The organism is Pseudomonas hefeiensis, assembly GCF_030687835.1.
GTDB lineage: Bacteria > Pseudomonadota > Gammaproteobacteria > Pseudomonadales > Pseudomonadaceae > Aquipseudomonas > Aquipseudomonas hefeiensis.
On the sequence record NZ_CP117449.1, the window covers coordinates 4,891,345 to 4,913,862 of the forward strand.

Annotated in this window: 16 protein-coding genes and 3 pseudogenes; 10 read left to right on the plus strand and 9 right to left on the minus strand. The window is 61.3% G+C overall.

Annotated elements, in window-relative coordinates:
* Nucleotides 1-12: 12 nt before the first annotated feature.
* Together PSH57_RS21950 and PSH57_RS21955 are read right to left on the minus strand one after the other, a co-directional pair.
* Nucleotides 13-768 carry a TPM domain-containing protein gene (locus PSH57_RS21950; protein ID WP_305385515.1) on the minus strand — a complete coding sequence of 252 codons (756 nt, stop codon included), beginning with the start codon at nucleotides 766-768 and terminating at the stop codon, nucleotides 13-15.
* Nucleotides 769-901: 133 nt separating this feature from the next.
* A pseudogene (locus PSH57_RS21955) lies at nucleotides 902-1,510 on the minus strand (LemA family protein).
* Between the two features lie 261 nt (nucleotides 1,511-1,771).
* On the opposite strand from PSH57_RS21955, the gene bglX reads away from it, so the two are divergent.
* Nucleotides 1,772-4,063: a beta-glucosidase BglX gene (bglX, locus tag PSH57_RS21960; RefSeq protein WP_305385517.1), complete on the plus strand. Its 2,292-nt coding sequence runs from the start codon at nucleotides 1,772-1,774 to the stop codon at nucleotides 4,061-4,063.
* 156 nt (nucleotides 4,064-4,219) lie between these two features.
* Here the strand turns inward: bglX and PSH57_RS21965 are convergent, their stop codons facing one another.
* The 5 genes and pseudogenes from PSH57_RS21965 to PSH57_RS21985 form a co-directional block, all read right to left on the minus strand.
* Nucleotides 4,220-5,377, minus strand: a complete 1,158-nt coding sequence (locus PSH57_RS21965) for a phospholipase D-like domain-containing protein (protein WP_305385518.1) — start codon at nucleotides 5,375-5,377, stop codon at nucleotides 4,220-4,222.
* Between the two features lies 1 nt (nucleotide 5,378).
* Nucleotides 5,379-5,969, minus strand: a complete 591-nt coding sequence (locus tag PSH57_RS21970) for a YceI family protein (RefSeq protein WP_305385519.1) — start codon at nucleotides 5,967-5,969, stop codon at nucleotides 5,379-5,381.
* A 251-nt stretch (nucleotides 5,970-6,220) separates the two neighbouring features.
* Nucleotides 6,221-6,532: an amidase gene (locus PSH57_RS21975; protein ID WP_305385520.1), complete on the minus strand. Its 312-nt coding sequence runs from the start codon at nucleotides 6,530-6,532 to the stop codon at nucleotides 6,221-6,223.
* Nucleotides 6,529-7,625 (minus strand): annotated as a pseudogene (locus tag PSH57_RS21980) (serine hydrolase domain-containing protein). Before PSH57_RS21980 ends, PSH57_RS21975 begins: the two are co-directional and overlap by 4 nt.
* Nucleotides 7,626-7,799: 174 nt before the next feature.
* Nucleotides 7,800-8,684 (minus strand): acyl-CoA dehydrogenase family protein, encoded by an 885-nt coding sequence (locus PSH57_RS21985; RefSeq protein WP_305385523.1) that lies wholly within the window; start codon nucleotides 8,682-8,684, stop codon nucleotides 7,800-7,802.
* Between the two features lie 144 nt (nucleotides 8,685-8,828).
* Between PSH57_RS21985 and olsB the strand changes: the two genes are divergently transcribed.
* Nucleotides 8,829-9,584: an L-ornithine N(alpha)-acyltransferase gene (gene olsB / locus PSH57_RS21990; RefSeq protein WP_256231855.1), complete on the plus strand. Its 756-nt coding sequence runs from the start codon at nucleotides 8,829-8,831 to the stop codon at nucleotides 9,582-9,584.
* Nucleotides 9,584-10,378 (plus strand): lysophospholipid acyltransferase family protein, encoded by a 795-nt coding sequence (locus PSH57_RS21995; RefSeq protein WP_305385524.1) that lies wholly within the window; start codon nucleotides 9,584-9,586, stop codon nucleotides 10,376-10,378. The genes olsB and PSH57_RS21995 overlap by 1 nt, the downstream gene beginning before the upstream one ends.
* A 115-nt stretch (nucleotides 10,379-10,493) precedes the next feature.
* Here the strand turns inward: PSH57_RS21995 and PSH57_RS22000 are convergent, their stop codons facing one another.
* On the minus strand, nucleotides 10,494-11,078 hold the full coding sequence (locus tag PSH57_RS22000) for an acyl carrier protein phosphodiesterase (protein ID WP_305385525.1): 585 nt from the start codon (nucleotides 11,076-11,078) through the stop codon (nucleotides 10,494-10,496).
* A 156-nt stretch (nucleotides 11,079-11,234) separates the two neighbouring features.
* Between PSH57_RS22000 and PSH57_RS22005 the strand changes: the two genes are divergently transcribed.
* From PSH57_RS22005 to PSH57_RS22020, 4 genes and pseudogenes are all read left to right on the plus strand, one after another.
* On the plus strand, nucleotides 11,235-11,537 hold the full coding sequence (locus PSH57_RS22005; protein ID WP_305385526.1) for an ArsR/SmtB family transcription factor: 303 nt from the start codon (nucleotides 11,235-11,237) through the stop codon (nucleotides 11,535-11,537).
* Between the two features lie 17 nt (nucleotides 11,538-11,554).
* A complete protein-coding gene (locus tag PSH57_RS22010; protein ID WP_305385527.1) occupies nucleotides 11,555-12,721 on the plus strand; it encodes an MFS transporter in 1,167 nt (388 codons plus the stop codon).
* A 32-nt stretch (nucleotides 12,722-12,753) separates the two neighbouring features.
* A pseudogene (locus PSH57_RS22015) lies at nucleotides 12,754-13,804 on the plus strand (alkene reductase).
* Between the two features lie 181 nt (nucleotides 13,805-13,985).
* A complete protein-coding gene (locus PSH57_RS22020; RefSeq protein ID WP_305385530.1) occupies nucleotides 13,986-14,612 on the plus strand; it encodes a hypothetical protein in 627 nt (208 codons plus the stop codon).
* A 210-nt stretch (nucleotides 14,613-14,822) separates the two neighbouring features.
* On the opposite strand, the gene PSH57_RS22025 is transcribed toward PSH57_RS22020, so the two are convergent.
* Nucleotides 14,823-15,455 (minus strand): TetR family transcriptional regulator, encoded by a 633-nt coding sequence (locus PSH57_RS22025; RefSeq protein ID WP_305385531.1) that lies wholly within the window; start codon nucleotides 15,453-15,455, stop codon nucleotides 14,823-14,825.
* A 264-nt stretch (nucleotides 15,456-15,719) separates the two neighbouring features.
* Between PSH57_RS22025 and PSH57_RS22030 the strand changes: the two genes are divergently transcribed.
* From PSH57_RS22030 to adeC, 3 genes are read left to right on the plus strand one after another with little or no spacing between them, the layout of a single operon-like run.
* The gene (locus PSH57_RS22030; RefSeq protein ID WP_305385532.1) at nucleotides 15,720-16,877 is read left to right on the plus strand and encodes an efflux RND transporter periplasmic adaptor subunit; all 1,158 of its coding nucleotides are present in this window, start codon (nucleotides 15,720-15,722) and stop codon (nucleotides 16,875-16,877) included.
* Nucleotides 16,878-16,880: 3 nt separating this feature from the next.
* Nucleotides 16,881-20,045, plus strand: coding sequence for an efflux RND transporter permease subunit EmhB (gene emhB, locus PSH57_RS22035; RefSeq protein WP_305385534.1), 3,165 nt, complete (start codon nucleotides 16,881-16,883; stop codon nucleotides 20,043-20,045).
* Nucleotides 20,042-21,499, plus strand: coding sequence for an AdeC/AdeK/OprM family multidrug efflux complex outer membrane factor (gene adeC / locus PSH57_RS22040; RefSeq protein ID WP_305385535.1), 1,458 nt, complete (start codon nucleotides 20,042-20,044; stop codon nucleotides 21,497-21,499). The genes emhB and adeC overlap by 4 nt, the downstream gene beginning before the upstream one ends.
* Nucleotides 21,500-22,518: the final 1,019 nt, after the last annotated feature.

Here is a 22,518-nt window from a genome sequence, read left to right on the forward strand (position 1 = left end):
TCATTATTATTGTCACCAGCCGCCCGACGAACCGCCGCCCCCGAAACTGCCCCCACCGCCACTGAAGCCGCCGCCCCCACCGCCGAAACCACCGCCACCGCCATAGCCACCGCCATGGCCGCCCCCGGAACCGCCGCGTCCGGCCGGCAGGATACCGAGCATCTGGCACACGAACACCGTTACGATGAACAGCAGCACCAACAACACGAACAGCCCCGGATGACGCCCGACGAAATCGCCCTCCTCCTGGCCATCGGCACCGTAGGCCGCAGCCGGCTCATCCAGCGCGTTGCCGCCCAGCACCACCAGCATCGCCGCCACGCCGTCACTGATACCCTTGTTGAAATTGCCGGCCTTGAACGCCGGGGTGATCACCTGGTTGATAATCACCGAACTTTGGGCATCAGTCAGGCGGTCTTCCAGGCCATAGCCCACTTCGATCCGCAGTTTACGGTCATCCCGGGCCACGATCAGTAGCGCGCCGTTGTTTTTATCCTTCTGCCCGATGCCCCAGTGACGACCCAGTTGATAGCCGAAGTCTTCGATGCTGGTGCCTTGCAGGTCCGCCAGCGTGACAACGACCACCTGTTCACCGGTGGCCTGCTCATGGGCCTTGAGCTGCGCATCCAGTTGCGTGCGCACCGACGGTTCAAGCATCTGGGCAGTGTCCACGACCCGCCCGGTCAATGCCGGAAACTTCAGCTCGGCCTGGGCCGTGATGGCAAAGACCCAGAGCAACAGCACCAGGCCAAATTTCAACACTCGCATCGTAACTCCTGTGTGGGAACGAGCGGGTGTGGGAGCTGAGCGTGCTCGCGATGAAGGCACCTCGGTCTTTCTAATGACCGCGTTATCGTTCATCGCGAGCAAGCTTTGCTCCCACAGGCTCCCACGGTTTTTTTCAGAACTTCACTTCAGGGGGCTTTTTCGGCGTTGGGGCTGGTGGCTTCGAAGGTTTCGCGAATCGGCAGATCGCTGTACATCACGCTGTGCCATAGCCGGCCGGGGAAGGTGCGAATTTCGGTGTTGTAGTTCTGCACCGCCAGGATGAAGTCGCGGCGAGCCACGGCGATGCGGTTTTCGGTGCCTTCGAGTTGTGATTGCAAGGCCAGGAAATTCTGGTTGGCCTTGAGATCCGGATAACGTTCGACCACCACCATCAGCCGGCTCAACGCACGCTCAACTGGTCCTGGGCCTGTTGGAACTGCTTGAGTTTTTCCGGATTGTCCAGAGTGCTGGCATCGACCTGGATGGAGGTGGCCTTGGCCCGCGCCTCGACCACCGCCGTCAGGGTTTCCTGCTCGTGCTGCGCATAGCCCTTGACGGTTTCCACCAGGTTGGGGATCAGGTCGGCACGGCGCTGGTACTGGTTCTGCACCTGTCCCCAGGCGGCCTTGGCCTGTTCGTCCAGGGTTGGAATGTTGTTGATGCCGCAACCGGCCAGCAGCGTGGTGAACAACATCAGCGCCAGCATTTGCAGGCCGCAACGGTGGTTCAGTCGTAGATTCATCGAGTGAAGCTCCCCTATACAGTCCATTGAAAAAACACAGCCACCTATCGCACCGGTGTCTGGGGCATAATCTGCCGCCGCCACGGGATTGAATCGGGTCGATGGGCTAAAAGATGCCCGGTGCGAAACTAAGTTCATCCGCGTGCGTTCGAAAACAGTGCTGCTCTTATTCAGACAATACTCGAACAACAATAGCCGCTCCTCACATTTTGCTGACCGGCGTGTCCTGATTACCGCCCTTAGGCTTGCGAGAAACCATTCATGAAGAAGCTGTGTTTGCTGGGCCTGTTTGTCACACTGGCCAGTCAATCCGTATTAGCCGACAACCTGCCAGCCCCCATAGAGAACAAGGATGCCTTCATCAGCAACCTGATGAAGCAGATGACCCTTGAGGAAAAGATCGGCCAGTTGCGCCTGATCAGCATCGGCCCCGAGATGCCTCGGGAGATGATTCGCAAGGAAATCGCCGCCGGCAACATCGGCGGAACGTTCAACTCCATCACCCGGGCTGAAAACCGCCCGATGCAGGATGCGGCCATGCGCAGCCGGCTGAAGATCCCGATGTTCTTCGCCTATGACGTGATCCACGGCCACCGCACCATTTTCCCGATCCCCCTGGCCCTGGCCTCTAGCTGGGACATGGACGCCATCTACCGCTCCGGCCGCGTCGCCGCCCAGGAAGCGGCGGCCGACAGCCTGGACATCACCTTCGCGCCGATGGTGGATATTTCCCGCGACCCACGCTGGGGCCGGACCTCCGAGGGCTTTGGCGAGGACACCTACCTGGTGTCGCGCATCGCCGGGGTGATGGTCAAAGCGTTCCAGGGCAGTGGCGCCAACGCGGCCGACAGCATCATGGCCAGCGTCAAGCACTTCGCCCTGTACGGCGCGGTGGAAGGCGGCCGGGACTACAACATCGTGGACATGAGCCCGGTGAAGATGTACCAGGACTACCTGCCACCCTACCGCGCCGCCATCGATGCGGGTGCCGGCGGGGTGATGGTCGCGCTGAACTCCATCAATGGCGTACCCGCCACCGCCAACACCTGGTTGATGCACGACCTGTTGCGCAAGGAATGGGGGTTCAAGGGCCTGGCGGTCAGTGACCACGGCGCCATCTTCGAACTGATCAAACATGGCGTGGCCCGGGACGGTCGCGAAGCGGCGAAGCTGGCGATCAAGGCCGGCATCGACATGAGCATGAACGACTCGCTGTACGGCAAAGAGCTGCCTGGACTGCTCAAGGCCGGTGAAATCGAGCAGAGCGACATCGACAATGCGGTGCGCGAAGTCCTCGCCGCCAAATACGACATGGGCCTGTTCAAGGATCCGTACCTGCGCATCGGCAAGGCCGAGGACGACCCGGCCGACACCTACGCCGAAAGCCGCCTGCACCGCGACGATGCCCGTGACGTGGCCCGCCGCAGCCTGGTCCTGCTGGAAAACCGCAACCAGACCCTGCCCTTGAAGAAGAGCGCAAAAATCGCCCTGGTCGGACCGCTGGCCAAGGCACCGATCGACATGATGGGCAGTTGGGCCGCTGCCGGTCGCCCTGCGCAATCGGTAACCTTGTTCGACGGCATGACCCGTGCCCTGGGTGCCGAATCGAAGCTGATCTACGCCCGTGGCGCCAACATCACCGGCGACAAGAAGGTGCTCGACTACCTGAACTTCCTCAACTTCGACGCCCCGGAAGTGGTGGATGACCCTCGCCCTGCTCAAGCGCTGATCGACGAAGCCGTGAAGGCCGCCAGGCAAGCCGATGTAGTGGTGGCCGCCGTGGGCGAGTCCCGCGGCATGTCCCACGAATCCTCGAGCCGCACTGAACTGAGCATCCCCGCCAGCCAGCGCGAGCTGATCAAGGCCCTGAAGGCTACCGGCAAACCGCTGGTGCTGGTGCTGATGAACGGCCGCCCGCTGGCGTTGGTGGATGAAAAGCAACAGGCCGATGCGATCCTGGAAACCTGGTTCAGCGGCACCGAAGGCGGCAACGCCATCGCCGACGTATTGTTCGGCGACTACAACCCGTCGGGTAAACTGCCGATCTCCTTCCCGCGCTCGGTAGGACAGATTCCGACCTACTACAACCACCTGAGCATTGGCCGGCCTTTCACGCCGGGCAAGCCGGGCAACTACACCTCGCAATACTTCGATGACACTACAGGTCCGCTCTACCCGTTCGGCTACGGCCTGAGCTACACCGAATTCAGCCTGACGGACATGGCCCTGTCGTCCACCACGCTGAACAAGACCGGCAAGCTCGATGCCAGCGTGACCCTGGAAAACACCGGCGAGCGTGACGGCGAAACCGTGGTGCAACTCTATATCCAGGATGTGACCGGCTCGATCATCCGCCCAGTGAAGGAACTGAAGGACTTCCGCAAGGTGATGCTCAAGGCTGGCGAGAAGAAAGTCATTCACTTCACCATCACTGAAGACGATTTGAAGTTCTACAACGCCCAGCTCAAATATGCCGCTGAACCGGGCAAGTTCAACGTCCAGATCGGCCTGGATTCCCAAGTGGTGAAGCAACAGAGTTTTGAATTGCTCTGATCCTCAAGCTACACAAACTCCCTGTGGGAGCGGCGGTGCGGCGATCCGACTTGCTCGCGAAGGCGGTGTATCAGTCAGCAATTGAGTCGACTGACACACCGCCTTCGCGAGCAAGCCCGCTCCCACACTGGGTTCCAGTGTTTTCAAGGATTGCGCTTACCCCCGCCGCCCCAGCACATTCACCACCAACCGATCCACCAACCCCCATACCCGCTGCTTGACCCGTTTCCACAACGGGCGACGTTGCCAGGCCTCGAGGCTGACCTCCAGGCTCTGGGCGAAGTCGCGTTCGAAACTCGCTGCCACCGCAGTGCTGAGTGCGGAGTCGAGGGCTTCAAGATTGGCTTCCAGGTTGAAGCGCAGGTTCCAGTGATCGAAATTACAGGAGCCGATGCTGACCCAGTCGTCCACCAGCACCATCTTCAGGTGCAGGAAACACGGCTGGTATTCGAAGATCCTCACCCCGGCCTTGAGCAGACGCGGGTAATAACGGTGTCCGGCGTAGCGCACGGACGGGTGATCGGTGCGCGGGCCGGTGAGCAGCAGGCGCACGTCAATGCCCCGGGCGGCAGCCTTGCGCAAGGAACGGCGCACGTTCCAGGTGGGCAAAAAGTACGGGGTCGCCATCCAGATCCGCTTTTGACCGCTGTTCAGGGCCCGGGACAACGATTGCAGAATGTCGCGATTCTGGCGGGCATCGGCATAAGCCACCCGCCCCATGCCCTCGCCCATCGGCGGAACCCGGGGCAAGCGCGGCAAGCCGAAGTTGGACGCCGGCTTCCAGGCACGGCGATGTCGGTTGGCAATCCATTGGCGGTCAAACAGCAACTGCCAGTCCAGCACCAAGGGGCCGACGATTTCCACCATGACCTCGTGCCACTCGCAGCGGTCATCCAGCGGGCTCCAGAACTCATCGGTGACACCGGTGCCGCCAACCACCGCCAGGCGCTGGTCCACCAACAGCAGCTTGCGGTGGTCTCGGTATAAATTGCGTACCCAGCGGCGCCAACTCAGGCGATTGTAAAAACGCAACTCCACGCCCGCCTCGATCAGGCGGTTGCGCAGGCCCAGGGTAAACGCCAGGCTGCCGTAGTCATCGAACAGGCAACGCACACGAACACCGCGCTCGGCAGCCTGGACGAGTGCCTGGACCATCGCCTCGGCGCACGTCCCCGCTTCCACCAGGTACAGCTCCAGTTCGACCTGTTCCTGGGCGCGGGCGATTTCCACCAGCATGCGTGGGAAAAACTGCGGGCCGTCGATCAACAGCTCGAAGCGATTGCCTTCGCGCCACGGAAAGACCGGGCCGCTCATGTCAGCGCGCCGTGAAAATCAGCACCGCACTCACCGGCACCGCGAGGCTGATGGCCGACAGTCCGGCCTGCTTGCGCAACTTCTCCAATCCCGGCGCCAAGTCGAAATCCGCCGCATGGAGCACCACCGGCTCCAGGGTCACGACCTGGAACCGTCGTTCATCCAGGCGCGTTGCCAGCAGTTCGGCCTGATACACCTGTTGCTTGCCGTGCAGGTCCACGGTCAGCGGCAAGCGCAGTTCCAGTTGAGCGCCGTTGGCCAGGTCCTGGATCGGTAGCAGGTCGAGCTGCGCGGTAATGGAGGCGTCGGCAAATTGCTTGATCTCAAACAACTCGGCGCGCATGCGCTCGTCACGCAGGGGGATACCGCTGTTGACCGACTCCAGCTCCACTTCCAGCCGTACCATCCCCTTGGGCTGGACCTGGCCATGAAGCACCAGGAAGCGCTGGACCTCGGAAACGTTGCCGTTTTTGCTGCTGATAAACGACAGCCGCGACGATTCGCCGTCCAGGTACCAATTGGCCTGGGCCGGCAGCGCGGCGCAGGCCAGTAGCAAGGTCGCGACAGCGTGAGAAAAAGACCGCTTGAACATACACACTCGGAGGGCAGATAAACCTGTGGCGAACCTTAACCGGGCCGAGGGCACTTGCAAACTGTCCGTTTCAACAACGACCCAGGAATACAGAGAACCTGAGGTGATGGGTTTTATCTGTGGGAGCAAGGCTTGCCCGCGATGGCGTTCTCGGAATCGCCATCGCGGGCAAGCCTTGCTCCCACACTAGGATCGGCGTCAGGCCTTGCTCCATACCAGGATCGGCGTCAGCTTTGTTCCTAAAGGTTAGTTCAGGGCTCCAACCGACACCCCTGCCGCGTCCCCTGCCATCGTGCGCTATTGCTTCGCCCCAACCCGGCGACGGTGATGCGTTTGGCTTCAGGCGTCTCGAGAAAATCGCTGATGGGCACCCACTGTTTTACATAGCCACGGCAATAGTCAGCCGGTTGCTCCATCACGTAACGACACGAGCAATACTCCTTGGCGGTGTAGGCGCTGATGATGTCGGGGAAGGCCCGCAGCGCCACCCGCTCGAGCCAGATCCAGCCGAGCAGCGCCACAACAAGCACCGACATCAGCGTGAGCAGCGGTCTGCGTCTCATGGCTGCACCGTCCCGGCAAACGCGGCCATGGCTCGCTTGAGCAATTCGTTGTGGCGGTAGCTGCCGTCGCGGTCGTCACCGTAGCGCACGATCACCAGCCTGGCGCTCGGGATCACGTACAGCGCCTGGCCCCAATGGCCCAGCGCGGCAAACGTATCCGGCGGCGCATCCGGGGCCACGGGCGGATGACCGGATCGGCCGCGCGGTTGAGCCACCAATGTCCACCGGGCACCGCTTCGTCCTGGCCGGCCTGGAAGCGGGCGAAGGGCTCGCGATTGAACGCCACCCAGGCTTGAGGGATCAGTTGCCGCTCGCCCCAGCGTCCTTCCCGTTGCATCAACAGCCCCACCCGCGCCAGGTCCCGCGCCGTGAGGTAGGCGTAGGACGACCCGACAAAAGTGCCAGCGGCGTCGGTTTCCCAGGTGGCGTGGCGGATGCCCAGCGGTTCGAACAGGGCCGTCCAGGGATAATCGGGATACCGCGCCGGGCCAACGATATTTTTCAATGCCGCCGCCAGCAGGTTGCTGTCGCCGCTGGAGTAACGAAACACCTGCCCTGGCGGGCTGTCGCGTTCATGCTGCGCGGTGAACGCCGCCATGTCATGACGCCCCCGGGTATAAAGCATCGCCACCACCGAGGACTTGAGCGGTGCGTATTCGTAATCCTCCTGCCAGTCCAGCCCCGAGGCCCAATGGAAAAGATCGGCCAAGGCCATGTCCGGATACTTGCTCAACGCCGGGTAATACCTGGCGGCAGGATCCTGCAGACTGAACAGCTTTTGCCCATAGGCCACGCCAAACACCGTCGCCATCAGGCTTTTGCTGATCGACCAGGTCAGGTGCGCAGTGTCGGCGCTGGTGGGCCCGGCATAACGTTCGTAGACCAGCCGACCATCCTGGATCACCAGCAGCGCATCGGTACGGATGCCCTGGCGTGTGGCATCGTCGCGAGGTGCAAAGGCGTATTGCTCCAAGGCTTCGATGGCCGGCCCGGTGAGGGTCGGGCCACTTGGCCATTGCTCACCGGGCCAGTCTTCGGCCTGGGCAGGCAGGTTGAGCAATAGCAGCGGGATCAGGAACCAGCCTTTGGACATGCTTGGGGCTCGCAGGATTGAACCTTCGGAGCCTATTCAGACTTGATGACAATTTGGGTATTTGTGTCGACAGTACTGGCGCCATCGCGGGCAAGCCTTGCTCCCACAGGTTCAGTGCCAAATGACAGTCTGCCGTAGACCTGTGGGAGCAAGGCTTGCCCGCGATGAGGCCCTTCAACCCAATGAAGATCCCAACGCCTTGGCCAACCGCTTGGCCCGCGCACCCGCCGCCATATCCATTACGGCTTTATCCCGCGTCCACATCTCGTGCCACAACGCCGGGCCGACGACCAGGGCGTCGTTCAGTTCGCCATCGAGACCGTTGAACTGGGCGAACAACCCACCCAGCAACACATGCCCGGCCGCGCTGGACGGGTTGTGCCGGCTCACTTCAGCGCAACCTGCCAGCAACCCCAGCAGGCGCAACTGCAGGGCTTGGGGCCAAGCGCACTCCTGCCCCACGCCATACAGCCAGGCGGCCATGGCACTGAGCACATAAAGGTCTTCCAGGGTGCGGAACGGTTTGACGTAGGCGTCCCAGCCGTCCCCGGCCAACAACTCGCACAGCGCACCATCAAGCACTACCCGTCCATGGCTGATGTCTGGCATCAGGGCGATGGCCGGGAGTTTTTCCAGGGTCACACCCGGCTCTCCAGGATAAACCACCGCAAGATTCAACTGCGGCGGCTCGCCGAACGCTTCGCCGCGGGCGGCGACCAGCAGCCACTCGGCGGCATCGCCCGTGGTAACAAAATCCTTGCGCCCGTTCAAACGCAGGTCGGTGACGCGAGTCTGCATGTCCGCCGGGCGCAGGCTGCGCTGCTCCGTGGCGCACAAGGCGCCCAGGCTCTGCGGTGCGCTCGGCCAAAGCACTCGCAGCGCCGCCTGATACCCCACCAGAAAAGCCAACCCCGGCGTTGCCATCAATCGCGCCCCCGTGACGGCCAGTTCGAACGGCGTCACCGGCCCCAGGCGTTGCAGCAAGGACGCATAACCCTCGGCCAGGTCCGGATGGGCGGGCAGTCGTTCGCCGCGTTCGATCAGGTTTTGCCAGGGCATAGGAGGCTCCTCAATGGCTGTCACATAAGCATCACCAAAGCTTCATGGCGATGACACCGGGGCTACATAGCCTGACTTTGCACAACATGGCTGCATAAAGAAAGTCGATCGGCTGCAACTGAACAGCCCGCACGGAGATTCGCTATGACTCAGATCGCCCGCATCAGCGACACTGGCAATGAACGCCGCCTGCAAGCCGAACGCCTGATTGGCGCCAAGGCTTTGCAAGAAGCCCAGGCCCTGCGCTTCAACGTCTTCAGCGGCGAGTTCAACGCCAAGCTCAAAGGCGCGGAAATGGGTCTGGACATGGATGACTATGATGTTCACTGCGCCCACATCGGCGTACGCGACCTGAACACCGGCCGCCTCGTGGCGACGACGCGTCTGCTCGATCACCACGCCGCCAGCAGCCTGGGCCGGTTCTACAGCGAAGAAGAGTTCAGCCTTCACGGCCTGGTCCATCTCAAGGGCCCGATCCTGGAAATCGGCCGCACCTGCGTCGACCCGGCCTACCGCAACGGCGGCACCATCGCGGTACTTTGGGGCGAACTGGCCGAGGTGCTGAACGAGGGCGGCTACAGCTACCTGATGGGATGCGCGAGCATTCCAATGCAGGACGGTGGTGTCCAGGCCCAAGCGATCATGCAGCGTCTGCGCGAACGGTATCTGTGCACCGAACACCTGCGGGCGGTGCCGAAAAAACCATTGCCGGCCCTGGACGTGCCGTCCAACGTCATCGCCGAAATGCCACCTCTGCTCAAGGCTTATATGCGCCTGGGCGCGAAGATTTGCGGTGAGCCGTGCTGGGATGAAGATTTCCAGGTGGCCGACGTGTTCATCCTGCTCAAGCGCGACGAACTCTGCCCACGCTACGCCCGCCACTTCAAGGCAGCGGTGTGATGAGTCGGTTGCGGGTGTACGCGCGAATCGCGCGAGTGTTGCTGGTGGTGACGCTGGGCCTGAGCATGGCCAGCGTGTTCGGGCTGTTTGAACGGTTGGGTGTGGCCAACTCCATGCTGCGCCGCCAGCGCTGGTCGCGTTTTTTCATGGCGCGCCTGAGCCATGCCCTGCCCTTCTCCGTGACGGTGCACGGGCAAATGCCGCAACAACCCATGCTGTGGGTCAGCAACCATGTGTCCTGGACCGATATCCCACTGCTGGGCATGCTCACGCCAATGTCGTTCCTGTCCAAGGCCGAAGTGCGCACCTGGCCCGTGGCCGGATGGCTGGCGGCCAAGGCTGGCAGTTTGTTTATCCGGCGCGGCTCGGGTGACAGCCAGTTGATCCGCAAACAGATGAGCCGGCATCTGGAGCAGGCCCATCCGCTGCTGATGTTTCCCGAAGGCACCACCACCGATGGCCGCTCCCTGCGCACCTTCCATGGTCGTTTACTGTCGGCGGCCATCGATGCTGACGTGGCGCTGCAACCGGTGGCAATCCGTTATCTGCGCAACGGCGAGCCTGATTCACTGGCACCGTTCATTGGCGATGATGATCTGTTGTCGCACCTGATGCGGTTGTTCGCCAATGACCGGGGCGACGTGCATATCCATCTACTGCAACCCATCGCCTGCCACGGCCAGGAACGCGCGGCACTGGCGTTCCAGGCTCAGCAGGCGGTGCATAAGGCGTTGTTTGGGGCGATTCCCGAGAAACAGCAAGCGCCGATGCGACCCGCTGCAATTGCGGCCTGATCTGGATCTCTGCGGAGCCCCCCTGTGGGAGCGGGCTTGCTCGCGAAGACGGCGGTACATTCAACACAGATGTTGACTGATCCACCGCCTTCGCGAGCAAGCCCGCTCCCACAATTTAGTTATTTGGTGTTGTCTGGCTCAATGCAAAATCCTGCAACTGCGGGTAGAACAACCGAAAGTCTTCGCTCAACGGCTCATAAAGCATGATCAATTCTTCCATCGCCCCGGCCAGTTCCTCCGGCCGGGACAGGCGTCGGGAAATGCCTCGCAGCACCTGCCCCATCACTTCGAACTCCCGGTAAGACCCCAGCCAGTCATCCGCCGCCATATAAGGCGCGATTTGCGCCAAGCGCCCAGGCAACTGCGGCTCGGCGGCAAGCACGCGATAGACCTGAGAGGTGAAGTCCAGCAACGGCCCTTCTCCATACAGCGTCCAGTCCCGGGCCAGGCAATGATCGAAAAACACGTCGAGCACAATTCCGGCATAGCGCCGCCGCACGGTGGAAAAACGCGACAGAGCGATATCCACCACCGGGTGGTGATCGGTGTACATGTCGATGCGCCGATGCAGGGCAATCGCCGCTTCGATCTGCGGATCGTACAACCCTTGCAGCGGCCCTTTGACGAAGTCGCCATAGAGGCTGCCGAGCAGTTGTTCCCGGCCGGGGCCGCCGAGGTGCAGGTGTGCGAGATAGTTCATGGCGCCAAGCTTAGCACCGCCGCCTCCATATCGTTATAACCCGATATAGCGATTTATTCAGCTTTCAGATCAAATTCATATTGGTGTATCGCGAAATAACGATTTAAGGTTCGCCTCATCGCGATATAGCGTTTTACTCATCCCGAGCTGCCAACCATGACCCCCGACCTCGACGAAATAATAAAAGCCCTGGCGCACCCAGTACGGCGAGACATCCTCAACTGGCTCAAAGACCCCAAGATCCAGTTCCCCGAACAGTTGCACAACCACGAATTCGGCATTTGCGCCGGACAGATCGACCAGCGTTGCGGCCTGTCGCAGTCCACGGTGTCCGCCCATCTGGCGGTGTTGCAACGGGCGGGGCTGATCACCAGCCAGAAGGTCGGCCAATGGCATTTCTTCAAACGCAACGAGGACGTGATCCAGCAGTTCCTCAAGCAAATGAGCCAAGAGCTCTGACCCGACAAGGATCCACCATGCCCCTCTCACTTCTCATTCTGGCCCTGAGCGCCTTCGCCATCGGCACCACCGAGTTTGTCATCATGGGCCTGTTGCCTGAGGTGGCGGCCGACCTGGGTGTATCGATTCCCGGCGCTGGCTGGCTGGTGACCGGTTATGCCCTGGGTGTGGCCATCGGTGCACCGTTCATGGCCCTGGCCACCGCGCGCTTGCCGCGCAAGGCTGCCCTGGTAGCGCTGATGGGGATCTTCATCATCGGCAACCTGCTCTGCGCCATCGCCAGTGACTACAACGTGCTGATGTTCGCCAGGGTCGTCACCGCCCTGTGCCACGGTGCGTTCTTCGGCATCGGTTCGGTGGTGGCCGCCGGCCTGGTGGCACCCAACAAGCGCGCCTCGGCCGTGGCCCTGATGTTCACCGGCCTGACCCTGGCCAACGTGCTCGGCGTACCGCTGGGCACCGCGCTGGGTCAGGAAGCCGGCTGGCGCTCGACTTTCTGGGCCGTGACCGTCATCGGCGTGATTGCGCTGATCGGCCTGATCCGTTTTCTGCCAGCCAAGCGCGATGAAGAAAAACTCGACATGCGCTCGGAACTCGTCGCCCTCAAGGGCGCAGGCCTGTGGCTGTCCCTGAGCATGACCGCACTGTTTTCCGCCTCGGTGTTCACCCTGTTCACTTACGTCGCCCCGCTGCTGGGAGAAGTCACTGGCGTATCGCCCCGCGGCGTGACCTGGACCCTGGTGCTGATCGGCCTGGGCCTGACCCTGGGCAACATCATCGGCGGCAAGCTGGCGGACAAGAGCCTGGCGAACACGCTGATGGGGGTTTTCATCACCATGGCCGTGGTGTCCACCGTATTGAGCTGGACCAGCGTCGCGCTGATCCCCACTGAAATCACCCTGTTCCTCTGGGCCACCGCCTGCTTCGCCGCCGTGCCGGCCCTGCAAGTCAACGTGGTGACCTTCGGCAAAGCCGCGCCAAACCTGGTTTCCACCCTGAACATCGGCGCCTTCAACATCGGCAACGCCTTGGGCGCCTGGGTCGGCGGCAGTGTCATCAACCACGGCCTGGGCCTGACCAGCGTGCCCCTGGCCGCCGGCGCGCTGGCCGTACTGGCGCTGCTGGTCACCCTGATCACTTTCCGTCAGGGCGGCAATGCCGACCTGGCCCCTGCCACTCACTGACTTTTAACCCTTAACTTTCGAGGTTGTAATTGATGACGACTATTTTCGATCCGATCAAACTCGGCGACATCGAGCTGAAGAACCGCATCATCATGGCGCCGCTCACCCGCTGCCGCGCCGACGCGGGCCGTGTACCTAACGCACTGATGGCCGAGTACTACGTGCAGCGAGCCTCCGCAGGTCTGATCCTCAGCGAAGCCACCTCTGTCACCCCCATGGGCGTGGGCTACCCGGATACCCCCGGCATCTGGTCCAACGACCAGGTGCGCGGCTGGAGCAACGTGACCAAGGCAATCCACGGCGCAGGCGGCAAGATTTTCCTGCAACTGTGGCACGTGGGCCGGATCTCCCATCCGTCTTACCTGAACGGCGAAATGCCGGTAGCGCCGAGCGCCATCCAGCCCAAGGGTCATGTGAGCCTGGTGCGTCCGCTGGCCGACTACCCGACGCCGCGCGCGCTGGAAACCGAGGAGATCGCCGATATCATCGAGGCTTACCGCGTCGGCGCCGAGAACGCCAAGGCCGCCGGTTTCGACGGCGTGGAAATCCATGGCGCCAACGGCTACCTGCTCGACCAGTTCCTGCAAAGCAGCACCAACCAGCGCACTGACAACTATGGCGGCTCCTTGGAAAACCGTGCCCGCCTGCTGCTGGAAGTGACCGACGCCGTCATCGAAGTCTGGGGCGCCGGCCGGGTTGGCATGCACCTGGCACCACGTGCCGACTCCCATGACATGGGCGATGAGAACCGCCTGGAAACCTTCAGCTACGTCGCCCGCGAACTGGGCAAGCGTGGCATCGCCTTCATCTGCTCCCGCGAGAAGGAAGGCGAAGACAGCATCGGCCCGCAGCTCAAGCAAGCTTTCGGCGGCCCGTACATTGCCAACGAACGTTTCACCAAGGACAGCGCCAATGCCTGGCTGGCCGAGGGTAAGGCTGATGCCATCGCCTTCGGTGTGCCGTTCATTGCCAATCCGGACCTGCCAGCACGCCTGAAAGCTGACGCCCCGCTGAACGAGGCGCATCCGGAAACCTTCTATGGCAAAGGGCCGGTGGGGGTATATCGATTACCCTGTACTCTAATTAATACGCCAGTCAGAAGCCCTGCCTCGAAAGAGCCAGGGCTTTTTATTTGAGTTAAATATCCAGTCAAACATCCAAACTTTCTAAAACCCGTTCAACTACTCATAGTATCGCCAACAACAAAATGAACTGCCTTATTACAGCGCAGCCACTAGCAACCACTACTGAAAAGGAATTCAACGTGAACAACTCCACTGAAAACACCCAGCCGGCCAGCAGCAGTTTTTACGAAAACCTGCTGTCTCAGTTCAACTACGCGCCACTGACGATTCTGTACGAATACCTCAAGTCGCTCGACACGCAAGATTACACCCAGGTGCTCAAAGCCTTGATGGAAAAGGCCAGGCAGAACGACGAGGTCAACAGACAGCTTCAAACCTGGGAGCAGCAAAGCGTGCGCCCAAACCGCAGCCGTTTCCTGGTGAAGTTAATCAATCATACCGACCAGCCCCTTGAAGTCGGTGAAAACAATCTTAGCTTGGATGCCAACGAGCAAGCATTCATGAACATTCTCCCCTGGGACATCCAAGCCTTGAAGTTCGACTTCGCTTATTCCAGACCCTTGGGCAGTCGCAGCAAGGATATATTCCAGCGCTTTATTATATTTGGCGATCAGACTCTCGGCTTTCGCTTCGACTTCGGTTTACGCGTCAATACTTCTTTCGGCGTTATTTCGCCGACGCTGACGCCTGTCCGGACAAATAAGGTGAGTTCCATCGGCGCAACCCCCATCAAATGCGTGACGCGTATCACTCACTCGTCCAGTGAAGAACCCTACGGTTTTACCGTGGAAATTACCCTGAGTTGAAAATGCGCTCCCGCCAGGCCAGTCTGGCGGGACATCCGTCTGCCGCTTCGGACGCCCTTGTCGACCGGGCTTTCATCCGTATTCACAAGTGCGAAACAAATTTTCTACAAAATTCGCCGCCGATTGCCTATCAACCGAGCCAGTGTCGGTTTATAAAAGCATCCTTACGCGGATGTATTGACATAAACCGATGCAATTATACATTTTGCTTCATTTACGCAGGCTGGGGCTCAGGCACAGCATGTCCAGCCCGATCTCCACCCAGCGCTCGGCCTCAGCCGCCAGTGCGAAGCTGTCGGGGGCCAGTAGCCACTGGTATAAAATGCCGTCGATGTAAGCATGAATGGCGACCGCCGCCCTTTCGGGATCCAGATCGTCCGGCAACTGGCCGCGATTCATTGCATTGCGCAACGACAACGCGATACGCACATTGCAGTCGAGACTGACCTGGCGCCGTTGCTGGCGCAAATCGCACATTTCATCGGTGAATTCGCACTTATGAAACAGAATCTCATTAATGCGGCGGGTTTTAGGATCCAGGGCCACCTGTTGAAACAATCGCACCAGCAGCTTGCGAACACAGCCCAGCGGATCAAGCTCCTCTTCACGCTCACTGGCGCGGGCCAGGTCATCGAGCGGCTCGTGCAACGTATCGAGCATGGCCTGGAGCAGGTCAGCCTTGTTGCTGAAATGCCAGTAGATGGCCCCGCGCGTTACACCGGCCAGCGTCGCGATGTCAGCCAGTGTCGTGCGCGCCACACCGCGCTCGAAAAAGGCTTTCTCGGCCGCTTCGAGTATCTGGCTGCGAGTCTCCAGGGCTTCCTCTTTGGTACGACGAACCATGGCAGTAAACACCTCAATCAGGATGCGTAAGCAATGCGTAAGAATCAGCTGAACAAAATGTGAGGCGGCGTGTTCCGGAACGCGTCCCCGTCATGCCCAGGCCTTTTGTCAGGCTTTTGTAAATACGGATGGTACGCAATTTGGGTGTTTACAAACAACCGTGTACGTAAGTATATTTCTTAGCATCCTACTAATTGTTTATCTCGCTCTTTTCACCTTCCACTTTCGAGTGCGCCTGTTACGCGCCTGGACCCGAGGATTTCCATGCAATTCAAGCCAGCTGTTACCGCTCTGGTTACCGCCATCGCCCTGGCATCGCTGCTCAGCGGATGTAAAAAGGAAGAGGCGGCACCTGCCGCACCGGCTCCTCAGGTCGGCGTCGTAACTCTCAAGACTCAGCCTTTTACCCTGACGTCAGAGCTTCCCGGCCGCACCAGCGCGTTCCGCATCGCGGAAGTTCGTCCGCAAGTCAACGGCATCATCCTCAAGCGTCTGTTCAAGGAGGGGGCCGACGTCAAGGCCGGCCAACAGCTGTATCAGATTGACCCGGCCATGTACGAAGCGACCCTCAAAAGCGCAGAAGCGAACCTGCGGTCAACCAAGTCCATTTCCGATCGCTACAAGCAGTTGGTGGATGAACAGGCTGTCAGCCGTCAGGAATACGACACCGCCGTGGCCAACCGCCTGGAGTCGGAAGCCAACCTGCAAACCGCGCGGATCAACGTGCGCTACACCAAGGTCTACGCGCCGATTTCCGGTCGCATCGGTCGCTCCTCGGTGACCGAAGGTGCGCTGGTGAGCAACGGCCAGGCCGATGCCATGGCGACCATCCAGCAACTGGACCCGATCTACGTCGACGTGACGCAGAGCTCGGTGGAACTGCTGCAATTGCGCCGTGAACTGGAAAGCGGCCGCCTGCAGAAGGCTGGCGACAACGCCGCCATGGTCAAACTGACCCTGGAAGACGGCAGCGAGTATGCCCATGAGGGCAAGCTGGAGTTCTCCGAAGTGTCGGTAGACCAGACCACCGGTTCGGTGACCCTGCGCGCGGTGTTCCCTAACCCTGACCACACGCTGCTGCCGGGCATGTTCGTCCACGCGCAATTGAAGGCCGGGGTCAACAGCGCGGCGATTCTTGCGCCGCAGCAAGGCGTCACGCGCGACCTCAAAGGCATGCCGACCGCTCTGGTCGTGGGCCCGGACAACAAGGTCGAGCTGCGTCAGCTCAAGGCCAGCCGCACCGTCGGTAGCCAGTGGCTGATCGAAGACGGGCTCAAGGCTGGCGATCGCCTGATCACCGAAGGGTTGCAATACGTACGGCCAGGGGTGGAAGTCAAAGCCACTGAGGCCACCAACGTTGGCGAAAAGAACCCGGCCCCCGCACAGGCAGCTGACAAAGCCGCCGGCGGCAAAGGGGAGTAAACCATGTCGAAATTTTTTATCGACCGTCCGATTTTCGCCTGGGTTATCGCCCTGGTGATCATGTTGGTCGGGGCTCTATCGATCCTCAAGTTGCCCATCAACCAGTACCCCAGCATCGCGCCGCCGGCCATTGCGATCCAGGTAACCTACCCGGGCGCATCCGCGCAGACCGTGCAGGACACCGTGGTGCAGGTCATCGAGCAACAGCTCAACGGCATCGATAACCTGCGTTATGTCTCCTCGGAAAGTAACTCCGACGGCAGCATGACCATCACGGCGACCTTCGAACAAGGCACCAACTCCGATACCGCACAGGTCCAGGTCCAGAACAAGTTGAACCTGGCGACCCCGCTGCTGCCGCAAGAAGTGCAGCAACAGGGTATCCGCGTGACCAAGGCGGTGAAGAACTTCCTGATGGTGATCGGCGTGGTGTCGCGCGACGGCAGCATGACCAAGGACGACCTGTCCAACTACATCGTGTCCAACATGCAGGACCCGATCTCGCGCACCGCCGGTGTCGGTGACTTCCAGGTCTTCGGCGCCCAGTACGCGATGCGGATCTGGCTCGACCCGGCCAAGCTGAACAACTACAAACTGACCCCGGTGGATGTGAGGACCGCCATTGCGGCGCAGAACGTCCAGGTGTCGTCCGGCCAGCTCGGCGGCCTGCCTGCCCTGTCCGGTCAGCAACTGAACGCCACCATTATTGGCAAGACCCGCCTGCAGACCGCCGAGCAGTTCAAGGCCATCTTGCTCAAGGTCAACCCGGACGGCTCGCAAGTGCGCGTCGGTGACGTCGCCGATGTCGGCCTGGGCGGTGAGAACTACAGCGTCAGTGCCCAGTTCAACGGTGCCCCTGCTTCCGGTCTTGCCGTGAAGCTGGCCACCGGCGCCAACGCCCTCGACACAGCGAAAGCCCTGCGCGCCACCATCGACAGCCTCAAACCGTTCTTCCCGCAAGGGATGGAAGTGGTGTTCCCGTACGACACCACCCCGGTGGTGAGCGAATCGATCAAGGGTGTGGTTGAAACCCTGATCGAAGCGGTCGCACTGGTGTTCCTGGTGATGTTCCTGTTCCTGCAAAACTTCCGCGCCACCATCATCACCACGATGACGGTGCCGGTGGTTTTGCTCGGCACTTTCGGGATCCTCGCGGCGTTCGGCTTCAGCATCAACACCCTGACCATGTTCGGCATGGTGCTGGCCATCGGATTGCTGGTGGACGATGCCATCGTTGTGGTGGAAAACGTCGAACGGGTCATGAACGAAGAAGGCCTGTCGCCCAAGGAAGCCACCAAAAAATCCATGGGCCAGATCCAGGGCGCCCTGGTGGGTATCGCCCTGGTGCTGTCGGCGGTGCTGCTGCCGATGGCGTTCTTCAGCGGTTCCACCGGGGTGATCTACAAACAGTTCTCCATCACCATCGTCTCGGCCATGGCCCTGTCGGTACTGGTGGCCCTGATCTTTACCCCGGCCCTGTGCGCCACCATGCTCAAACCCATTCCCAAGGGTGAGCACGGCACGCCGAAACGCGGTTTCTTCGGCTGGTTCAACCGCACCTTCGACCGTGGCGTCAGAAGCTACGAGCGCGGTGTGGGCAACATGCTCAAGCACAAGGCGCCGTACCTGCTGGCTTATGTGATCATCGTGGTCGGCATGGTCTGGCTGTTCACCCGCATCCCGACGGCGTTCCTGCCGGAAGAGGACCAGGGCGTGCTGTTTGCCCAGGTGCAGACACCAGCCGGTTCCAGCGCCGAGCGGACCCAGGTGGTGGTGGACAAAATGCGTGAGTTCCTGCTGCGTCCGAGCAAGGACGGCGGTGAGGGCGATGGCGTGGCCTCGGTATTTACCGTGACCGGCTTCAACTTCGCCGGTCGTGGCCAGAGCTCCGGCATGGCGTTCATCATGCTCAAACCGTGGGACGAGCGTAACGCCGATAGCAGCGTGTTCAACGTCGCCGCCCGTGCCCAGCAACACTTTTTCACCTTCCGCGACGCGATGGTGTTCGCCTTCGCTCCGCCGGCGGTGATGGAGCTGGGTAACGCCACCGGTTTCGACGTGTTCCTGCAGGACCGCGCCGGCATCGGCCATGAGAAGTTGATGGAGGCCCGTAACCAGTTCCTCGGCATGGCCTCCCAGAGCAAGATTCTGTCCCAGGTGCGTCCCAATGGCCTGAACGACGAACCGCAGTACCAGCTGGAAATCGATGACGAGAAGGCCAGCGCCCTGGGCATTACCCTCTCGGACATCAACAACACCCTGTCGATTGGACTGGGCAGTAGCTATGTAAACGACTTCATCGACCGTGGCCGGGTGAAGAAGGTGTACATCCAGGGCCAACCGGGCGCTCGCATGAGCCCCGAAGACCTGCAGAAGTGGTATGTGCGCAACAGCGCCGGGACCATGGTGCCGTTCAGCGCATTCGCCAAAGGCGAGTGGGTCTACGGCTCGCCAAAACTGGCCCGTTACAACGGCGTGGAAGCGATGGAAATTCTGGGGGCGCCGGCGCCGGGTTACTCCACCGGTGAAGCCATGGCCGAAGTCGAGGCCATCGCGCAGAAGCTGCCGGCCGGCGTCGGTATTTCCTGGACGGGCCTGTCCTACGAGGAACGTCTGTCCGGCTCCCAGGCCCCAGCGTTGTACGCCTTGTCGCTGCTGATGGTATTCCTCTGCCTGGCGGCGCTGTATGAAAGCTGGTCGATTCCGATCGCGGTCATGCTCGTGGTACCACTGGGTATCATCGGTGCCTTGATGGCGACCAGCCTGCGCGGCCTGTCCAACGACGTGTACTTCCAGGTGGGCTTGTTGACGACCATCGGTCTGGCGGCGAAAAACGCCATTCTGATCGTGGAGTTCGCCAAGGAACTCCACGAACAGGGCCGCACACTGGTGGAAGCCGCCATTGAAGCCTGTAGGATGCGTCTGAGGCCGATCATCATGACGTCCCTGGCGTTCGTCCTCGGCGTGGTGCCGCTGGCGATTTCCACCGGCGCAGGCTCAGGCAGCCAGCACGCCATCGGCACCGGTGTGATCGGCGGTATGTTGACCGCCACCATCCTGGCGATTTTCTGGGTGCCATTGTTCTTCGTGACCGTGTCGTCGATAGGCCGTCGCAAAAATATCGACCAGGACGACACTCCTGAAACTTCTAAAGAGGCTGGCCAATGAGCAAGTCGCTCCTCTCTCTGACCATCGCTGCCGTCGTGCTCAGCGGCTGCTCGCTGATCCCCGATTATCAGCGGCCCGAAGCACCGGTCGCCACGCAATACCCGCAAGGTCCGGCCTACGAGCCGGCCAAGGCGGCCAGCCAGGCCGCCGCCGAACAGGGCTGGAAACAGTTTTTCCATGACCCGGCCCTGCAACAGCTGATCCAGGTTGCCCTGGAAAACAACCGCGACCTGCGCGTCGCGGCGCTGAATATCGATGCCTACGCCGCGCAATACCGCATCCAGCGGGCGGACCTGTTCCCGGCGGTCTCGGCCACCGGCTCCGGCAGCCGCCAGCGAGTGCCGGCACGGGCATCGCAAACCGGTGAAGCGGGCATCACCAGTTCCTATTCGGCAACCTTGGGCATCAGCGCCTATGAACTGGACCTGTTCGGCCGGGTGCGCAGCCTGAGCGAGCAAGCGCTGCAAAGCTACTTCGCCACCGAAGAGGCTCGTCGCAGTACCCAGATCAGCCTGGTGGCCAGCGTTGCCAACGCCTACCTGACCTGGCAGGCCGACAAGGAACTGCTCAAGCTGACCCAGGAAACCCTGGGCACCTATGAGCAAAGCCTCAAGCTGACCTCCCGCAGCGCCGAAGTCGGCGTGGCCTCGGCCCTGGACCTGAGCCAGGCACGCACGGCGGTGGAAAACGCCCGCGTACAACTGGCGCGCTACACCCGCCAGGTGGCTCAGGATGAAAACAGCCTGACCCTGCTGCTGGGCACCGGTCTGCCATCCAACCTGAGCACCCAACCGCTGAGCGATGACCTGCTCAGCGAAGTGCCGGCCGGATTGCCGTCAGACCTGTTGCAACGTCGCCCGGACATCCTCCAGGCTGAACGCAACCTGCTGGCCGCCAACGCCAACATCGGCGCCGCGCGGGCCGCGTTCTTCCCAAGCATCAGCCTGACGGCCAACGCCGGCACTTTGAGCCCGGACCTGTCCGGCCTGTTCAAGGGTGGTTCGGGCACCTGGACCTTCGCCCCGCAAATCAACCTGCCGATCTTCAACGCCGGCAGCCTGCGGGCAAGCCTGGATTACGCCAAAATCCAGAAAGACATCAACGTCGCGCAGTATGAGAAGTCGATTCAGACCGCGTTCCAGGAAGTCTCCGACGGCTTGGCGGCGCGCCAGACCTACAACGAACAGTTGCAGGCCCAGACCGACTTCGTCGCCGCCAACCAGGACTACTACCGCCTGGCCGAGCGTCGCTATCGCATCGGCGTCGACAGCAACCTGACCTTCCTCGACGCCCAACGTCAGTTGTTCAGCGCCCAACAATCGCTGATCACCGACCGCCTGGCGCAACTGACCAGCGAGGTCAATTTGTACAGGGCGTTGGGTGGCGGCTGGAATGCCGAGACCGGCAAGAACGAACCGGTGGCGGAGAAAGCGCCGCCGCTGAAATTGTTCTGACTTGATGCCTGAACGCTGAAACACGAAGCCCACCGAAAGGTGGGCTTTTTATTTGTGCGTGCTTTAACGCCAGCCTGTGTGGGAGCAAGGCTTGCCCGCGATGGCGGTCTGACAGTCGGCCAGGGTTTTGTTGATCGAGGACATATCCATTGCTGCGGTAACGGCCACTTAGGGTTCCGCCCTTACGGCGGCTCACTTTTGAAAAGCCCGGGAGCCGGCCCAGTCAAAAGTAAGCAAAACGCTTCTGCCCCACCACTCGGTGCCTCGCCTAGGCTCGGCATGCCCGCACTCCGGCATTGCTCCGTGGGCCGCCGCGAAGGGCCATCCATGGCCCAGCGCGGCTACCTCGGCATCCATGCCGAGGTGCCCACTGCGCAATGCCTGCGTGCGGCCAGCGTGGTTAACGGGGCGCCCGAGATCAACGTCCACCGCGAGGCGGCCTTATAGCCGACCTGATTTTTTGGTGATCGCGTTCCTCCTGTGAGAGCGGGCTTGCTCGCGAAGAGGCCGGAGCATTCAACATTATTCATCGACTGTGCCATCGCATTCGCGAGCAGGCTCGCTCCCACAGTTGATCGAAGTCTAGCTGCCAGAGCCTGGTCGGCTGTAAGGCCGCCTTCGCGAGCAAGCCCGCTCCCACAATTGGACCGGGATACGACCGGGAGAGCCAGGTCGGCTATCAGGCCGCCTCGCGAGCAAGCTTTGCTCCCACAGATCTGACAGGTGTACGACCGGAAGAATCAGGCCGGCTATAAGGCCGCCTCGCTTTTGATTTTGATCTGGGCGCCCCGTTAACCACGCTGGCCGAACGCAGCAGGCATTGTGGAGTGGGCATCCCGGCATGGATGCCGGGATAGCCGCGCTGGGCCATGGATGGCCCTTCGCGGCGGGCCCACGGAGCAATGCCGGAGTGAGGGCACACCGAGCCTAGGCGAGGTGCCGAGTGGTGGGGCAAAAGCGCTTTGCTTACTTTCGCGCTCTTCGAAAGTGAGTCGCTGTAAAAGCGAAACCATAAGTGG

Coding starts and splice junctions, on each gene's coding strand:
- emhB (WP_305385534.1), top strand. CDS start 16,881: ATGTCGAAATTTTTTATCGACCGTCCGATTTTCGCCTGGGTTATCGCC.
- bglX (WP_305385517.1), top strand. CDS start 1,772: ATGAAGAAGCTGTGTTTGCTGGGCCTGTTTGTCACACTGGCCAGTCAA.
- PSH57_RS22025 (WP_305385531.1), bottom strand. CDS start 15,455: ATGGTTCGTCGTACCAAAGAGGAAGCCCTGGAGACTCGCAGCCAGATA.
- PSH57_RS21995 (WP_305385524.1), top strand. CDS start 9,584: ATGAGTCGGTTGCGGGTGTACGCGCGAATCGCGCGAGTGTTGCTGGTG.
- PSH57_RS22000 (WP_305385525.1), bottom strand. CDS start 11,078: ATGAACTATCTCGCACACCTGCACCTCGGCGGCCCCGGCCGGGAACAA.
- PSH57_RS22005 (WP_305385526.1), top strand. CDS start 11,235: ATGACCCCCGACCTCGACGAAATAATAAAAGCCCTGGCGCACCCAGTA.
- PSH57_RS22010 (WP_305385527.1), top strand. CDS start 11,555: ATGCCCCTCTCACTTCTCATTCTGGCCCTGAGCGCCTTCGCCATCGGC.
- PSH57_RS21950 (WP_305385515.1), bottom strand. CDS start 768: ATGCGAGTGTTGAAATTTGGCCTGGTGCTGTTGCTCTGGGTCTTTGCC.
- olsB (WP_256231855.1), top strand. CDS start 8,829: ATGACTCAGATCGCCCGCATCAGCGACACTGGCAATGAACGCCGCCTG.
- PSH57_RS21975 (WP_305385520.1), bottom strand. CDS start 6,532: ATGAGACGCAGACCGCTGCTCACGCTGATGTCGGTGCTTGTTGTGGCG.
- adeC (WP_305385535.1), top strand. CDS start 20,042: ATGAGCAAGTCGCTCCTCTCTCTGACCATCGCTGCCGTCGTGCTCAGC.
- PSH57_RS21965 (WP_305385518.1), bottom strand. CDS start 5,377: ATGAGCGGCCCGGTCTTTCCGTGGCGCGAAGGCAATCGCTTCGAGCTG.
- PSH57_RS21985 (WP_305385523.1), bottom strand. CDS start 8,684: ATGCCCTGGCAAAACCTGATCGAACGCGGCGAACGACTGCCCGCCCAT.
- PSH57_RS21970 (WP_305385519.1), bottom strand. CDS start 5,969: ATGTTCAAGCGGTCTTTTTCTCACGCTGTCGCGACCTTGCTACTGGCC.
- PSH57_RS22030 (WP_305385532.1), top strand. CDS start 15,720: ATGCAATTCAAGCCAGCTGTTACCGCTCTGGTTACCGCCATCGCCCTG.